The sequence below is a fragment of the Streptomyces sp. NPDC041108 genome, assembly GCF_055592645.1.
Genome location: NZ_JBVIYK010000002.1, coordinates 390,452 through 406,725, shown reverse-complemented (window position 1 = coordinate 406,725; position 16,274 = coordinate 390,452). Strand labels below are relative to the sequence as shown.

Genomic DNA, 16,274 nt, shown 5'->3' with positions numbered 1-16,274 from the left:
CGGCGCGAGGGGCCCGGATGTGCGCCACGGGGTGTTGCGGATGCGTCTCGAAGCGGCCACGGCGGGCGTCCGCCGAGACCGGTGGGTGATCCTCCGGTGACCTAGGAGACGACGTCCTTGCGGCCGAAACCGCGGAAGGCCAGGGCGAACAGCACCAGCGCGTACGTTACCGAGACCGAGACGCCCTGGATCATGTCGGTGTACTCGGGCTGCGGGCGGACGACGTCCAGCCAGGCGTACTGCCAGTGCGCCGGCAGGAAGTCGCGCCAGTCGCCGAGGGCGGTCACCGAGTCGAGCACATTGCCGACGATGGTGAGGCCGACGGCGCCGCCGACCGCGCCGAGCGGGGCGTCCGTCCGGGTGGAGAGCCAGAACGCCAGGGCGGCGGTGACCAGTTGGGACACGAAGATGTACCCCACGGTGACGGCCAGGGCCTGCGCGGCGGCACCCGTGGCGAGTTCACCACCGGTGGGCAGCTCCAGCGGACCCCAGCCGTAGGCCGCCGTGCCGACCGCGAGGGCGACGACCGGCAGCAGCACCAGCGCCGCCAGGCTGAGGGCGAGGCCCACGACGAGCTTGGACCACAGCAGCCGGGTGCGCGGCACGGGCGCGGCGAGGAGGTAGCGCAGGGAGGACCAGCTGGCCTCCGAGGCGACCGTGTCGCCGCAGAACAGCGCGACGGGGATGACGAGCAGGAAGCCCGCCGCGGCGAACAGGTTCACCGCGGCGAAGTTCGCGCCGGACGCGGTGGCCGTGTCCATCAGGTTGACCCGGTTGTTGCCTTCGCCGGGCGTGCCGCCGACCTGGAAGGCGATCAGCAGCACGAGCGGCAGGGCGAACAGGATGCCGCCCATGACCAGGGTGCGGCGGCGCTTCAGCTGCCGGACCAGTTCGACGCCGAGGGGCAGGGTGCGGCCCGCGCGGTAGCCGTCGGCGGCCTCCACGGGCCGGCCGGACCCGGGGCTTGCGTGCTCGGCACGCTCGGCCAGCGTGCTCATGCGGACTCTCCGATCAGGGTGAGGAAGGCGTCTTCGAGACGGCGGTGGGGGCCGACCGACTCCACGGGGACCTCCAGCCGGACGAGCTCGGCGACCAGGCGCTGAGCACTGCCGTCGGCGTCGAGGCGGACCACCAGGCCGTCGTCGGCGCGGACGGCCGAGTCGACGCCCGGCAGCGCGGCGATCTTCTCCACGAGCGGTTCGTCCACGGGCTCGGACGTGCCGACCAGCAGCGTGTCGCCGGAGCCGACGATCTCGCTCACGGGGCCCGCCTGGACGAGCTGCCCGTGGTCCATGACGACCAGGTGCGTACAGGTCTGCTCGACCTCCGCCAGCAGGTGGCTGGAGACGATGACGGTACGGCCGGCCGCCGCGTACCGGATCATGACCTCGCGCATCTCGCGGATCTGCGGCGGGTCGAGTCCGTTCGTCGGCTCGTCGAGGATGAGCAGGTCGGGCAGGCCCAGCATGGCCTGGGCGATGGCCAGGCGCTGGCGCATGCCCTGGGAGTAGGTGCGGACCGCGCGGGCCAGCGCGTCGCCGAGGCCGGCGATCGCCAGGGCCTCGTCGAGGTGCGCGTCCTCGGCGGGGCGGCCGGTGGCGGCCCAGTACAGCTCCAGGTTCTCGCGGCCGGACAGGTGCGGGAGGAAGCCCGCGCCCTCGACGAACGCGCCGACGCGGGAGAGGACCGGGGCGCCCGGCACGATCGCGTGGCCGAAGACGCGGATCTGGCCGCCGTCCGGCCGGATCAGGCCCATCAGCATGCGCAGGGTCGTCGTCTTGCCCGCTCCGTTCGGTCCGAGCAGGCCGAGGACCTGGCCCTTCTCGACGCGGATGGAGAGGTCACGGACGCTGTAGCGGTCACCGTTCTTGTACTTCTTGCTCAGGTCGGTGATCTGCAGCGGGACCTCGGCGAGCGCCGGGTCGGGGGCCGGGGTGACGATCCGGCGGCGTCCGGTGACGAGGAGGACGGCCGCGATCACGGCGCCGGCGAGGGGCAGGTACCAGACCCAGGCGGGCAGGACGTCCGTGCGGTCCGCCCCGCCGAGGGGCGTGGGCACCTCCAGGTCGCCCTTGAGGGAGACGGTGTACGTCGCCGGGGTCGTCGGGGAGGCGTAGCCGAGGTCGGTGGAGGCGAGGACCAGACGGAGGCTGTGGCCGTCGTCGAGTTCGTGGTCGATGGCGGGGAGGGTGAGCGTCACGTCCTTGCCGGCCTTCGCGCCCTCCACCCGGACCGGCTCGACGAGCTGGGAGGGCAGGACCTGGGACCTGCCGTCCGGGCCGACGTCGTACACCTTGGCGAAGAGGACGGCGTCGTCGCTGGTCGACTTCACATGGACCGTGGCCGTGGGCGAGCCGGTGATCTGCAGGTCGTCGGCGACCGGCTTCGACTGGAACGCGGCGAACTGGCCGGGGAAGTCGAGGGAGATGCCGACGCCGAGGGAGGACAGCTGGGCCAGGCCGCCGCCGGCGCCGAGGCCGGGGAGGACGGAGATGGCGGGCGGGTTGGCGCCGGCCGGGTTCTCGACGCTCTGCTCGCGTCCGGCGAGGGCGATCTTCGTGGGGTCGCCCTCCAGGCCCGGGTAGGTGTCGTCGGTCGTACCCGCGAGACGGGGCTCACCGTCGCCGGAGCCCGTGCCGAGGGTGCGGGTGACACGGAAAGCGGAGCCTGTGTCGGCGCCCTTGTCGTCCTTCAGATAGCGGTCGAACCAGGCCCGCGTGCGGGCCTGGACCCGGCTGGTCTCCATGTCGCCGCCGTCGTGGCCGCCGGAGATCCAGTCGACGTCCACGGGAGCGCCGTTGGCCTTGATCGCCCGGGCGGCGGCGTCGGCCTGGCCGAGCGGGAAGAGGGAGTCCGTCTGGCCCTGCATCAGCAGGGTGGGCACCTTGATGCGGTCGCCGACGGCCTCGGGGCTGCGCGCGGCGAGCTGCTTCACGGCCTGCGCGTCGGGGCGTCCCGACTCGGCGACCCGCTGGTACATCTCGCAGAGCTGGGTCTCGAACTTCTCGCAGCCGCCGCCGGTGTTGACGAAGAGGCCGGCCCACAGCTTCTTGAAGACGCCGTTCGGGAACAGGGCGTCCGCCAGGTTCCAGTACGTGATCGCGGGCGCGATGGCGTCGACCCGGTCGTCGTACCCGGCGGCCAGCAGCGAGATCGCCCCGCCGTACGAGGCGCCGGCGACGCCCAGGCGCGGGTCGCCCTTCTTGTCGAGCTGCACCTCGGGGCGGGTCGCGAGCCAGTCGATCAGCTTCGAGACGTCGGCGACCTCGCCCTCGGGGTCGTTCAGCCCGATCTTGCCGGTCGACCTGCCGAAGCCGCGCGCGGACCAGGTCAGCACCGCGTAGCCGTCGCGGGCGAGGTCCTCGGCCTGCTTGCGGACGTCGTTCTTGCTGCCGCCGAAGCCGTGGCCGAGCAGGACGGCCGGACGGCGGCCGTCCCCGCCGGAGGTGAAGTACGAGGTGTCGATGCGTACGCCCTCGGCCGTGTCCATGGCCCGGTCGGTGCGCTTCACCGGCGCCGCCTCGTCCGAGGCGGTGGCCGTCCAGGTACCGGCGCCGGCGAGCACGACGACGGCGGCCGCGGCGGCGAGGGTGCGACGCGGCCTCCGCCGGAGCGCTCCGCGCAGGCGCGGGCCGGTCAGTCGAAGATCCATGCGTCAACGGTACGGGGGTGTGGTGGTGGGTCTCGGCCCTCTCAGGGGGGAGGGGTGAGGTATCCCATGGTCGTACGGGGGGAATTCGGCATACAGCGGGTGCGGTATGCGGGGGTGGGGGGCGGGCCTGACAGCAACCTGATAAGTCGGGGCGGATCGTGATTTCCTCGCCCCCGCCGCCCGTACCCGTCCCGTCCTCGGGGCTGCGCCCCTCAGCCCCCTTCGCGCTTCACGCGCGGGGCGTTCGGGGCGTTCGGGGTGGGTGGGCACGTGCGGGTCCGGTGGGACTTCTCACGCAGTTCCCGCGCCCCCCCAAAAAACGCAGCCCCCGCGCCCCCAGAACAAGGAGAACGCGGCTCCCCGCGGCCCTTTCGGGGCGCGGGGAGCCGTGGGGGCGGATGCTCAGTGGTTGCGCGGGAAGCCCAGGTCCACGGCCGACGGGCCGTCGGCCGGGTCGGGCCAGCGGGTGGTGACGACCTTGCCCCGGGTGTAGAAGTGCGTGCCGTCGTTGCCGTAGATGTGGTGGTCGCCGAAGAGGGAGTCCTTCCAGCCGCCGAAGCTGTGGTAGCCGACGGGGACCGGGATCGGGACGTTGACGCCGACCATGCCGGCCTCGACCTCCAGCTGGAAGCGGCGGGCGGCGCCGCCGTCGCGGGTGAAGATCGCGGTGCCGTTGCCGAACGGGGAGGCGTTGATGAGGGCGATGCCCTCGTCGTAGGTGTCGACGCGCAGCACGGTCAGCACCGGGCCGAAGATCTCGTCCTGGTACGCCTTCGCCGAGGTGGGGACCTTGTCGAGGAGCGAGATGCCGATCCAGTGGCCGTCCTCGTGGCCGTCGACCGTGAAGCCCGTGCCGTCGAGGACGACCTCGCAGCCCTCGGCCGCCGCGCCCGTGACGTACGAGGCGACCTTGTCGCGGTGGACCGCCGTGATCAGCGGGCCCATCTCGGACGTCGGGTCGTTGCCGGGGCCGATCTTGATCTTCTCGGCGCGCTCGCGGATCTTCTCCACGAGTTCGTCGCCGATCGCGCCGACCGCCACGACCGCGGAGATCGCCATGCAGCGTTCGCCCGCCGAGCCGTAGGCCGCCGAGACCGCGGCGTCGGCCGCCGCGTCCAGGTCGGCGTCCGGGAGGACCAGCATGTGGTTCTTGGCACCGCCGAGGGCCTGGACGCGCTTGCCGTTCGCCGAGGCCGTGGTGTGGATGTAGCGGGCGATCGGGGTCGAGCCGACGAAGGAGACCGCCTTGACGTCCGGGTGCTCCAGCAGGCGGTCGACGGCCACCTTGTCGCCGTGGACGACGTTGAAGACGCCGTCGGGCAGGCCGGCCTCCGAGAGCAGTTCGGCGATCTTGATGGAGGCCGAGGGGTCCTTCTCCGACGGCTTCAGCACGAAGGTGTTGCCGGTCGCGATGGCCATCGGGAACATCCACATCGGGACCATCGCCGGGAAGTTGAACGGCGTGATGCCCGCGACGACACCCAGGGGCTGGCGGATGGAGGAGACGTCCACACGGCTGGCGACCTGCGTCGACAGCTCACCCTTGAGCTGCACGTTGATGCCGCAGGCCAGCTCGACGATCTCCAGGCCGCGCGCGACCTCACCGAGCGCGTCCGAGTGCACCTTGCCGTGCTCGGCGGTGATCAGCTCCGCGATCGCGTCCCGGTTGGCGTCCAGCAGGGCGCGGAACCTGAACAGGATCGAGGTGCGCTGGGCCAGCGAGGACTGGCCCCAGGTCACGAAGGCCTCCTTGGCGGTGCGGACCGCCGCGTCGACCTCGTCGACGGTCGCGAAGGCGACCTTGGTGGTGACCGCGCCGGTCGCCGGGTCCGTGACCGGCCCGAACGTACCCGACGCGCCTTCGACGGTCTTGCCGCCGATCCAGTGGTTGACGATCTTCGTCATGCCGAGAAACTCCTTCTCACAGATGGCGGCGTCGGGTTGAGACGTGCCGGTCGTACTGCTCGCGTGCCTTGACCGCCGACGCGCGGGTCGCGGTCTCGGCCACAGGTACATCCCACCAGGCCTGCGCGGGGGGCGGGCCCGACACTGTGTCTGCCGTTTGGGTCTCCACGTAGACACAAGTGGGAGTGTCGGCCGCCCGCGCCTCGGCGAGGGCGGCGCGCAGGTCCCGGACCGTCTTGGCGCGCAGGACGCGCATGCCGAGACTGGCCGCGTTGGCGGCGAGATCCACCGGCAGCGGGGCGCCCGTGAACGTGCCGTCGTCGGGGTCGCGGTGGCGGTACGCGGTACCGAACCGCTCTCCGCCGACCGACTCGGAGAGGCCGCCGATGGAGGCGTACCCGTGGTTCTGCACGAGCAGCACCTTGATCGGGACGTTCTCCTGGACGGCGGTGACGATCTCGGTCGGCATCATCAGGTACGTGCCGTCGCCGACCAGGGCCCACACCGGGCGCCCGGGAGCGGCCAGCCGGACGCCGATCGCGGCCGGTATCTCGTAGCCCATACAGGAGTAACCGTACTCCAGGTGGTACTGGTCCCGGGACCGTGTCCGCCACAGTTTGTGCAGGTCACCGGGGAGGGAGCCGGCCGCGTTGATGAGGATGTCGCTCTCGTCGGCGATCTCGTCGAGGAGGCCGAGCACCTGGGCCTGGGTGGGCCGGGTGTCCGGCTCGTCGGCCTCGTAGCAGGCGTCGACGCGGTGCTCCCAGCGCTGCTTGTCCTGCGCGTACTCGGCGACGTAGTCGTCCACGACCCGGTGCCCGTGCAGCTCCAGGGCCTCGCTGAGCGCCTCCAGGCCCGCCCGCGCGTCCGCGATCAGCGGCAGGGCGGAGAGCTTGTGGCCGTCGTACGGCGCGATGTTGAGGTTGAGGAAGCGGACGCCGTCGGCGGCGAAGAGGGTGTTCGACGCCGTGGTGAAGTCGGTGTAGCGGGTGCCGACGCCGATGACCAGGTCGGCGGTGCGGGCGAGTTCGTTCGCGGTCGCGGTGCCGGTGTGGCCGATACCGCCGACGTCCTGCGGGTGGTCGAAGCGCAGCGAGCCCTTGCCGGCCTGGGTGGACGCCACGGGGATGCCGGTGGCGGCGGCCAGTTCGGCGAGCGTCTCCTCGGCGCGGGCGTGGTGGACACCGCCGCCGGCGACGATCAGGGGGCGGCGCGCCTCGCGGATCGCGGTGATCGCGGCGGCCAGTTCGGCGACGTCGGCGGCCGGGCGGCGGACGTTCCAGGTCCGCTCGGCGAAGAACTCCTCCGGCCAGTCGTACGCCTCCGCCTGCACGTCCTGCGGCAGGGCGAGGGTCACGGCCCCCGTCTCCACCGGGTCGGTGAGCACGCGCATCGCCTGGAGAGCGGCCGGGATCAGCGCCTCGGGGCGGGTGACCCGGTCGAAGTACCTCGACACCGGGCGCAGCGTGTCGTTGACGCTGATGTCGCCCGCGTACGGCACTTCGAGCTGCTGGAGGACGGGGTCCGCCGGCCGCGTGGCGAAGGTGTCGCCGGGCAGCAGCAGCACCGGGAGGTGGTTGATGGTGGCGAGGGCGGCGCCGGTGACCAGGTTGGTGGCGCCGGGGCCGATGGACGTCGTCACGGCGTGCGTGGACAGCCGGTTCGACTGCCGGGCGTAGCCGACGGCGGCGTGGACCATCGACTGCTCGTTGCGGCCCTGGAGGTAGGGCATGTCGTCGGCGTACTCGACCAGCGCCTGGCCGAGGCCGGCGACGTTGCCGTGGCCGAAGATGCCCCAGGTGGCGCCGATCAGCCGCCGCCGCTCGCCGTCGCGCTCGGTGTACTGCGCGGACAGGAAGCGGACGAGGGCCTGGGCGACCGTGAGCCTCGTCGTCGCCGGGGTCGTCGTGCTCATCGGTACCCCTCCGTGTGATCGGGGTGGAAGCAGATCCGCCACTGCCGCTCGGCGCCCGGACCGGCCATGACGTTCAGGTAGTACATGCTGTGGCCGGGCTGCGCGATGGACGGGCCGTGCCAGCCGTCGGGCACGAGCACCGCGTCACCGGAGCGGACCTCGGCGAGCACCTCGGAGCCGCCCTCGCGGGAGGGGGAGACGCGCTGGTAGCCGAAGCCGTTCGGGCCGTCGATCTCGAAGTAGTAGATCTCTTCGAGTGCGGTCTCCTCCCCCGGCCGGTTCTCGTCGTGCTTGTGGGGCGGGTACGAGGACCAGTTGCCGCCGGGGGTGATGACCTCGACGGCGATCAGCTTGTCGCACTCGAAGGCGTCCGCGGAGGCGAAGTTGCGTACCTGGCGGGCGCAGTTGCCGCTGCCCCGGTCCTCCACGGGGACCTCCGGCGCGGGGCCGTGACGAGCGGGGAGTCGTCGCTCGCACTTCGCTCCTGCCAAAGCGAAGCGGCCTCCCGCGCCGGAGGCGATCTGTACCCGGGCGTCGCGGGGCGCGTACACGAAGTCGGAGACTCCGGCGAACACGCTCTCCCTGCCCAGGATTTCGAACTCGGTGACGCCATCACCGTCTGAACTGCCCGGTTCCTCCGACACCCGCACCGTGCAACCGCCGCCCAGGGACAGCACGATCCATTCGCTGTCCCCGGTCGTGAACGTGTGCGTCCCGTCCGGCCCCAACTCCACGACGCGCAGGCTGCTGTGGGTCCAGCCTGCCCGCTTCGGGTCGATGTCGACGGTGTACCGGGCGTTCGCGGTCGCGCCCTTGGGTACGTACAGCTCGGTCTTCTGTGTCATGCGGCCCTCACAACAGTCCTACGGCGGTGTCCACGGCGGCGGTCACGTCGTCGTCCGCCGGGTAGAGCAGCGAGCGGCCGACCACCAGGCCCTGCACGGTGGGCAGTTGCAGCGCGCCCCGCCACTTCTCGTACGCGCCCTCCTGGTCCTCGCCGACGTCGCCGCCGAGCAGGACGGCGGGCAGCGTGGAGGTCTCCATCACGCGGGCCATGTCGTCGGGGTTGTCGGTGACGGGCACCTTCAGCCAGGTGTACGCGGACGTGCCGCCGAGCCCGGCCGCTATGGCGATCGACTTGGTGACGGCCTCGGCGCTCAGGTCGTTCCTGACCTTGCCGGTGGCCGGGTCGCGGCGGCTGATGAACGGCTCGACGAACACGGGGAGTCTGCGCTCCGCCATGGCGTCCACGGCACGGGCGGTGGATTCCAGGGTGGTGAGGGAGCCGGGGTCGTCGTAGTCGACGCGCAGCAGGAGCTTGCCGGCGTCGAAGCCGAGGCGCCGCATGTCCTCGGGGCGGTGGCCGGTGAAGCGGTCGTCCAGTTCGAAGCTGGCGCCCGCGAGACCGCCGCGGTTCATGGAGCCCATGACGACCTTGCCGTCGAGGGCGCCGAGGAGGAGCAGGTCGTCGAGGATGTCGGCGGTCGCGAGGACACCGTCGACGCCGGGCCGGGACAGCGCCAGGCACAGCCGTTCGAGGAGGCCGGCGCGGTTGGCCATGGCGAGCTTGCGGTCGCCGACGGAGAGGGCGCCGCGGGCCGGGTGGTCGGCGGCGACGATCATCAGCCGGCCGCTGTCCCCGATCAGGGGGCGCCGGACGCGGCGGGCGGCGGCCTCGGCGATGGCCTCCGGGTGGTGGACCCGGGTGCGGACGAGGGCGGAGACGTCGATGGGGCCGAGGGGGCTCACGGGAGTCACAGGACCGCTCCCGCCGCGACCGCCGCCTCGATCTCGTCCACCGTGGGCATGGCGGACGAGCACTCCAGGCGGGAGGCGACGATGGCCCCGGCGGCGTTGGCGTGCCGCATGATCTTCTCCAGGCCCCAGCCTTCGAGCAGGCCGTGGCAGAGGGAGCCGCCGAAGGCGTCGCCGGCGCCGAGGCCGTTCAGGACCTCGACGGGCAGCGGCGGGACCTCGGCGGACTCGCCCTTGCTGTTGACCGCGAGGACCCCCTTGGGGCCCTGCTTGACGACCGCGAGTTCGACCCCGGCGTCGAGAAGCGCGCGGGCGGCGGCGTGCGGTTCGCGGACGCCGGTGGCGACCTCGACCTCGTCGAGGTTGCCGACCGCGACGGTGGTGTGCCGCAGGGCCTCCTCGTAGAACGGGCGGGCCTCGGCCGGGTCGCTCCAGAACATGGGACGCCAGTCGAGGTCGAAGACCGTCGTGCCCGCCCTGGCCCGGTGGGCGAGGGCCGCGAGCGTCGCCGTGCGGCTGGGCTCCTCGCTCAGGCCGGTGCCGGTCACCCAGAAGATCCGGGTCCCGGCGATGGCGTCGAGGTCCAGCTCCTGGGCGTCGATCTCCAGGTCCGGGGCCTTCGGGCGGCGGTAGAAGTAGAGGGGGAAGTCGTCCGGCGGGAAGACCTCGCAGAAGGTGATCGGGGTCGCGAGGCCCGGGACCGGGGTGACCCAGCGGTCGTCCACGCCGAAGTCGCGCAGCGCCTGGTGGAGGTACTCGCCGAAGGGGTCCTCGCCGGTGCGGGTGATGACGGCGGTGGAGCGGCCGAGCCGGGACGCGGCCACCGCGACGTTCGTGGCCGATCCGCCGAGGAACTTCCCGAAGGACGTCACCTGCGGCAGCGGGACCCCCGTCTGCAACGGGTAGAGGTCCACACCGATCCGCCCCATGGTGATCAGGTCGTACGCCATCGAGTTCCCTTCACGCGCCGGTTCGGTCAAGGTCTAGTCCCGTCGGAGTGGCCCTGTCAATACTTTGTCCAGACATTCGGACTACCTATTGACACCCTCTGCTCCGAGGCTGAAGCTGACTCCCATGACGTCGTTGTCACCTCAGTCCTCACTCTCGCGCATCCGAGTCGGCTCGGCGCCCGACTCCTGGGGCGTCTGGTTCCCCGACGACCCCCAGCAGGTCCCCTGGCAGCGCTTCCTCGACGAGGTCGCCGCTTCCGGCTACGAGTGGATCGAGCTGGGCCCGTACGGCTATCTGCCGACCGACCCGGCGGTCCTCGCCGAGGAGACCGCCAAACGCGGCCTGAAAGTGTCGGCCGGCACGGTCTTCACCGGGCTGCACCACGGCCCCGACGTCTGGGAGAAGACCTGGGCGCACGTGGCCGACAACGCGGTCCTCGCCCAGGCCATGGGCGCCAAGCACCTCGTCGTCATCCCGTCGTTCTGGCGGGACGACAAGACGGGCCAGGTGCTGGAGCCCAGCGAACTGAACGTCGAGCAGTGGCGGCACCTCACCCAGCTCACCGAGCGGCTCGGGCGGGAGGTGCGGGAGAAGTACGGCCTCCAGATCGTCGTCCACCCGCACGCCGACACCCACATCGACAGCGAGGAGAACGTCGTCCGCTTCCTGGACGGCACCGACTCCTCGGTGGTCTCGCTGTGCCTCGACACCGGGCACTACGCCTACTGCGGCGGCGACAGCGTCAAGCTGATCGAGACCTACGGCGAGCGCATCGGCTATCTGCACCTCAAGCAGGTCGACCCCGAGATCCTGGCGGACGTGCGGGCGAACGAGGTCCCCTTCGGGCCGGCCGTCGCCCGGGGCGTGATGTGCGAGCCGCCGAAGGGGGTGCCCGAGCTGGGGCCGGTGCTCGCCGCCGCCGCGAAGCTGGACGTGGACCTGTTCGCGATCGTCGAGCAGGACATGTATCCGTGCGAGCCGGACGCTCCGCTGCCGATCGCCCAGCGAACCCGGGCGTTCCTGAGGTCCTGCGGCGCGTAGGGGCTCCGCCGGGGGCCGGGCGTCGTCAAGCGCCGGGAAGCGCCGGGAAGAGTCGGGAACTGCGGGTTGCCGGCGGCCGCGGGTGGTTCGTGGCCGGTCGCGCAGTTCCCCGCGCCCCTTCGGGGGCACCGCACCTGAACGTCGCTTGAATTCGGCACGCGTGTCACAAAAGGCACCCTTCTGTCACATGTGTCACGTGTGTGCGGGTCTTTCGTCACGCGTGGACCACGGGCGCCCCCGCCGGTCACCGTGGGTCGTTGACCGGTCACAGGCTTGTGATCGCCAGCGCAGTGCCCGGCTCCCCCGACGGCTTCCCGGCCGCCTCCGTGGCGTGCGCGGGGAGGTTCCTCCGATGACCGACCGTCGGCTCTGGTCCTACCAGGACATCGCGGCGCACATCCGTGTGCGGCCCGACACCGTCCGCTCCTACCGCAAACACGGGCTGCTGCCGCCGCCCGACCACACGGAGAACGGCAAGCCCTACTGGTACGCCGACACCGTCCGGGCCTGGGTCGCCTCCAGACCGGGCAACCGGGGGCGCGGGGCCGACTGAGTCTCCCCGGCCGCTTCCGGCTTCCCGCAGCCAATTTCGTTTGTCCCCGGGTCCGTTCGCCGTCCAGGATCCGGGGATGAGCTTTTCCCGGAAACCCGTACTCACCGGTGAGCGAGCCGTCCTGCGGCCGTTCACCGTGGACGACGCGCCCGTGATGGCGCGGATCCTCGCCGACCCGGAGGTCGTGCGGCTCACCGGCAGTCCGGCCGAGGAGTTCGGGCCGGACCGGTTGCGTTCCTGGTACGGCAGCCGCAACGACCACGCCGACCGGCTCGACCTCGGCATCGTGGACCGGGCGAGCGGCGAACTGGTGGGTGAGGCCGTCCTCAACGAGTGGGACCAGGCCAATCGCAGCTGCTGCTTCCGCATCCTGATCGGTCCCGGCGGGCAGAACCGGGGGCTGGGCACGGAGGCCGTGCGGCTGACCGTCGGCCATGCCTTCGAGGAGGCCGGGCTGCACCGCGTCTCGCTGTACGTCTTCACCCACAATCCCCGGGCCCGGCGCGTCTACGAGAAGGCCGGGTTCGTGGCCGAAGGGGTCGAGCGGCAGACGCTCTGGCAGGGCGGGAAGTGGATCGACGCCGTGCGGATGTCGGTCCTCGCGCCGGAGTGGGCCGCCCATCGGGGGCGGCCCGACGGCGGCCACGGCGAGCGTCCCGACGGCGGTCGGGTCAGCTCCACGGGTCGATGACCGTCACACCGCCGCCCGGTGCCGTGCCCATCGCCGCGAGGGCGGCGGGGGCCGCGTCCAGCGGGATCGTGGACGTCACCAGGAGGTCGGGGCGCAGGACGCCCGCCCGGACCAGCTCCAGCATCCTCGGGTAGGCGTGGGCCGCCATCCCGTGGCTGCCCAGCAGCTCCAGCTCCAGGGCGACCGCCCGGGCCATGGGCACGGGCGTGGTGCCCTCCGGCGACGGGAGCAGGCCCACCTGGATGTGGCGGCCTCGGCGGCGGAGGCTGTTGACGGAGGCCGCGCAGGTGGCCGGGGAGCCGAGGGCGTCGAGGGAGAGGTGGGCGCCGCCGCCGGTCAGGTCGCGGACGGCCGCGGCCGTGTCGGTCGCGCCTGTGTGCGGTGTGCCCGTAGGCGGTGTGCCCGTGTCTCGGGTGCCCGTTCCGGCTGACGCGTCCACGCAGGCGGTCGCGCCGAACGTGCGGGCCAGTTCCAGTGCCTGGGGTGAGACGTCCACGGCGACCACCCTGGCTCCGGAGGCCGCCGCGATCATCACGGCCGAGAGGCCCACGCCGCCGCAGCCGTGGACCGCGACCCACTCCCCCGGCGCGACGCGGCCCTGCGCCACGACCGCGCGGAACGCCGTGGCGAAGCGGCAGCCGAGTGCGGCCGCCGTGGCGTACGAGAGTTCGTCCGGCAGCGCCACGAGGTTCACGTCGGCGTGGTCCAGGGCTACGTACTGGGCGAACGAGCCCCAGTGGGTGAACCCCGGCTGGGTCTGCCGCTCGCACACCTGCTGGTCCCCGGCGGCGCAGGCGGGGCAGGTGCCGCAGGCGCACACGAACGGGACGGTGACGCGGTCCCCGGGGTGCCAGGCCGTCACCGCCTTGCCGGTCGCCTCCACGATGCCGGCCAGTTCGTGGCCGGGGACGTGGGGGAGGGTGATGTCGGGGTCGTGGCCCTGCCAGCCGTGCCAGTCGCTGCGGCAGAGGCCGGTGGCTTCGACGCGTACGACGACTCCGTGGGGGGTGGGGGTGGGGGTCGCCACGTCCTTCACCGTGGGCGGCTCCGTGAACCGCTCGAACACTACTGCGCGCATGTGCGGCCGCCTCTCGCATGTGGCTGGTGATCCCTGCCGGGCCCGGTCAGCATCGCATTGTGGGGTGGGCGGGGTTTCTCGCCCCCGCCGCCCCTACCCTTCCCATCCACCAGGGGCTGCGCCCCTTCGACCCCCAGGCGCGGTTCGGTGGGGGTTCTCGCGCAGTTCCCCGCGCCCCTGAAAAGCAAGAGCTGCGCCCCTTCGACCCCCAGGCGCGGATTCGGTGGGGTTCTCGCGCAGTTCCCCGCGCCCCTGAAGGGCAGGGGCGGCGGACCCTTCGACGCCCAGGTGCGGGTTCGGTGGGGGGTGGGCGCGCCGTTTCCCGCGCCCTGAGAAGCAGGGCGTGCCCCGTCGAGGACCAGGGGCGTGCCTCCTGGGGGTCAGGAGTTGGAGACGGAGTGGGTGGGGGCCGGGTCGGGTTTCGGGGTGGGGGCGGGCTTCGGGGTGGGGGGCTGGTCGGCCTCGCTCAGGCCGAACCTCGTGTGGAATTTTTTCAGCGGGGCCGGGGCCCACCAGGTCGCGCGGCCGGTCAGTCGCATGACCGCCGGTACCAGGAGGCTGCGGATGACCATGGCGTCCATGAGGACGGCGAGGGCGATGCCGAGGCCGAGCATCTTGGTGTTGGTGACCCGGGAGGTGCCTATGGCGATCATGACGACGGCGAGGATCACCGCGGCGGCGGTGATGAGGCCGCCGGTGCGCTGGAGTCCGAAGCGGACGGAGGCGACGTGGTCTCCGGTGTGGTCGTACTCCTCCTTGATGCGGGAGAGCAGGAAGACGCCGTAGTCCATGGAGAGGCCGAAGGCCACGCAGAACATCAGGACCGGGAGAGTGGTCTCTATGGAGCCGGGGCTGGTGAAGGCGAGCACGCCGGAGAGGTGGCCGTCCTGGAAGACCCAGACCAGCGCGCCGAACATCGCGGTGAGGCTGAGGGCGTTCAGCAGGACCGCCTGGAGGGGGATCAGCACGCTGCCGGTGAGCAGGAAGACCAGGATCAGGGTGACCGTCGCGATGAAGGCGAGCGCCCAGGGGGTGCCTTCGCCTATCGCCGCCTTCGTGTCGACCAGGACCGCCGCCGTGCCCGTCACCGAGGTGTCGAAGGGGGTGTCCATCGCCCGGATGTCGTCCACCAGGCGTTGGGCGCCCTCGTCGACCGCCTCGCCCTCGGGCTGCACGGTGAAGTAGGCCCAGTCGCCCTGGACCAGGGGTCCCTCCACGCGGAGCACGTCGGGCAGGTCCGCCAGCTGCTGCTTGTAGGTGGCGTACTCCGTCTTCGTCGCCTCTCCCTCCGCCAGCACCGCCAGGCCGCCGCCGGGAGTACCGGGGAAGCCTTCGCGGAGGTGCTGCTGGACGACATGGGACTCGGCGTTCGAGGGGAGCTGGCGGTCGTCGGCCGTGCCGAACTTCGCGCCCAGGAAGGGCAGGCCGAGCAGCAGCAGGCCCGCTGTCGTGGCGATGGCGAAGTAGGGGGCCCGGCGCATGACGAGGGCCGCCGTACGGCCCCAGACCGCGCCCTCCTCCTTGACCGGGGACGCCTCCGTCTCGGTGCCCGCGGCCCTGCGGCGCCGGAACAGCTTGCGCAGGTCCAGGGCGTTGACGCGGTCGCCGAGCAGGATCAGGGCCGCCGGCAGCAGGATCAGGGCGGCCCCGGCGGCCAGCAGGACCACCGCGATGCCCGCGTAGGCGAAGGACTTCAGGAAGTACTGCGGGAAGACCATCATGGCGGCCAGGGAGACGGCGACCGTGAGGGCGGAGAAGAGGACCGTGCGGCCGGCCGTGCGGAGGGTGGTGGCGACGGCCGTCAGGGAGTCGGCGCCCCCCGCCAGTTCCTCACGGAAGCGGCGCACGATGAACAGGGCGTAGTCGATCGCGAGGCCCAGGCCCATGGCCGTGGTGAGGTTCAGGGCGAAGACCGAGACGTCTGTGACCTCGGTGAGACCGCGCAGGATCGCGTTGGTGCCGAGGATCGCGACGATGCCCACGCCGAGCGGCAGCAGGGCGGCGACTGCGCTGCCGAAGACCATGACCAGCAGGACGAGGGTCACCGGAAGGGCGATCATCTCGGCCCGCAGGAGGTCCTCCTGGATGGTCGTCTGCATCTCGTGGCGCACGGCGAGGACACCGCCGACCCTGACCTCGACCGGGCCGTGTGTGCCGCGCAGCTCGGGGGCTATGCGATCGAGTGTCTTGTTCGCCGCTGTCTCGTCACCCGTGAGGCGGGCCGCTATCAGCGCCTCGCCGCCGTCCTCGGCGCGCAGGGTCGGGGCACCGGTCCGCCAGTAGGAGGCGACACCCCTGACGCCCTTCTCGGCGGCGAGCCGCTCGGTCAGCCGCTTGCCCTCGGCGGCGACGGCCGGATCGTCGACCGACGCCCCGCCCGCGTCGACGAGCAGCAGGAGGTTCGGCTGGGAGTCGGGGAACTCGCGCTCCAGCGCCTTCGTCGCGTAGGTGGACTGGGCGGCCGGGTCCTCCCAGCCGCCGCTGCCGAGACGGTCGGCGACATCGCTGCCCGCCACCACCGCGAGAGCGGTGAGCACCAGGGCGACCAGCAGGGAGAGTCGGGGGCGGGCGGTCACGAACCGGGTCCAGCCTCCCACTCGGGGTGGCCGGTTGACTTCGGTCATGGTGCGGTGTCCCCTTCAGTCTGATCCGTTTCAGCCTGATCCGTCGCTCGATCCGTGCCGCGCGCAGCCCTACGGCACGGGAGCACCGAGCCATACACTGGAAAACACG

Annotated in this window: 12 protein-coding genes; 3 read left to right on the top strand and 9 right to left on the bottom strand. The window is 72.1% G+C overall.

The genetic code is table 11. The features are described 5' to 3' along the window. Window positions 1–101: 101 nt before the first annotated feature. From ACZ6BB_RS07720 to iolC, 7 genes are all read right to left on the bottom strand, one after another. Complete coding sequence (locus ACZ6BB_RS07720) at window positions 102–998, bottom strand: ABC transporter permease (RefSeq protein WP_471614403.1); 897 nt, start codon at window positions 996–998, stop codon at window positions 102–104. Beyond that, on the bottom strand, window positions 995–3,652 hold the full coding sequence (locus ACZ6BB_RS07715; RefSeq protein WP_471614402.1) for an alpha/beta fold hydrolase: 2,658 nt from the start codon (window positions 3,650–3,652) through the stop codon (window positions 995–997). Before ACZ6BB_RS07715 ends, ACZ6BB_RS07720 begins: the two co-directional genes overlap by 4 nt. Before the next feature lie 402 nt (window positions 3,653–4,054). After that, window positions 4,055–5,557 (bottom strand): CoA-acylating methylmalonate-semialdehyde dehydrogenase, encoded by a 1,503-nt coding sequence (gene mmsA, locus ACZ6BB_RS07710; RefSeq protein WP_471614401.1) that lies wholly within the window; start codon window positions 5,555–5,557, stop codon window positions 4,055–4,057. Between the two features lie 16 nt (window positions 5,558–5,573). Then, complete coding sequence (gene iolD, locus ACZ6BB_RS07705) at window positions 5,574–7,472, bottom strand: 3D-(3,5/4)-trihydroxycyclohexane-1,2-dione acylhydrolase (decyclizing) (RefSeq protein WP_471614400.1); 1,899 nt, start codon at window positions 7,470–7,472, stop codon at window positions 5,574–5,576. After that, entirely contained in the window at window positions 7,469–8,317 is an 849-nt protein-coding gene (gene iolB / locus ACZ6BB_RS07700) for a 5-deoxy-glucuronate isomerase (RefSeq protein ID WP_471614399.1), read from the bottom strand. The genes iolD and iolB overlap by 4 nt, the downstream gene beginning before the upstream one ends. A gap of 7 nt (window positions 8,318–8,324) precedes the next feature. Further along, window positions 8,325–9,203, bottom strand: coding sequence for a Cgl0159 family (beta/alpha)8-fold protein (locus tag ACZ6BB_RS07695; RefSeq protein WP_471614721.1), 879 nt, complete (start codon window positions 9,201–9,203; stop codon window positions 8,325–8,327). A 23-nt stretch (window positions 9,204–9,226) separates the two neighbouring features. After that, window positions 9,227–10,177 (bottom strand): 5-dehydro-2-deoxygluconokinase, encoded by a 951-nt coding sequence (gene iolC, locus ACZ6BB_RS07690; protein WP_471614398.1) that lies wholly within the window; start codon window positions 10,175–10,177, stop codon window positions 9,227–9,229. Between the two features lie 124 nt (window positions 10,178–10,301). Here iolC and ACZ6BB_RS07685 point away from each other — a divergent pair, with 124 nt between their 5' ends. The 3 genes from ACZ6BB_RS07685 to ACZ6BB_RS07675 all read left to right on the top strand — a co-directional run bounded on the left by ACZ6BB_RS07685 (window position 10,302) and on the right by ACZ6BB_RS07675 (window position 12,463). Further along, window positions 10,302–11,219: a sugar phosphate isomerase/epimerase family protein gene (locus ACZ6BB_RS07685; RefSeq protein ID WP_471614397.1), complete on the top strand. Its 918-nt coding sequence runs from the start codon at window positions 10,302–10,304 to the stop codon at window positions 11,217–11,219. A 352-nt stretch (window positions 11,220–11,571) separates the two neighbouring features. Beyond that, window positions 11,572–11,772 (top strand): helix-turn-helix transcriptional regulator, encoded by a 201-nt coding sequence (locus ACZ6BB_RS07680; RefSeq protein WP_037729589.1) that lies wholly within the window; start codon window positions 11,572–11,574, stop codon window positions 11,770–11,772. A gap of 76 nt (window positions 11,773–11,848) precedes the next feature. Continuing rightward, complete coding sequence (locus ACZ6BB_RS07675; protein ID WP_471614396.1) at window positions 11,849–12,463, top strand: GNAT family N-acetyltransferase; 615 nt, start codon at window positions 11,849–11,851, stop codon at window positions 12,461–12,463. On the opposite strand, the gene ACZ6BB_RS07670 is transcribed toward ACZ6BB_RS07675, so the two are convergent. Both ACZ6BB_RS07670 and ACZ6BB_RS07665 read right to left on the bottom strand, forming a co-directional pair. Beyond that, the gene (locus ACZ6BB_RS07670; protein WP_471614395.1) at window positions 12,444–13,541 is read right to left on the bottom strand and encodes a zinc-dependent alcohol dehydrogenase family protein; all 1,098 of its coding nucleotides are present in this window, start codon (window positions 13,539–13,541) and stop codon (window positions 12,444–12,446) included. The two genes, ACZ6BB_RS07675 and ACZ6BB_RS07670, sit on opposite strands and share 20 nt — an antisense overlap. 380 nt (window positions 13,542–13,921) lie before the next feature. Continuing rightward, a complete protein-coding gene (locus ACZ6BB_RS07665) occupies window positions 13,922–16,165 on the bottom strand; it encodes an MMPL family transporter (RefSeq protein WP_471614394.1) in 2,244 nt (747 codons plus the stop codon). Window positions 16,166–16,274: the final 109 nt, after the last annotated feature.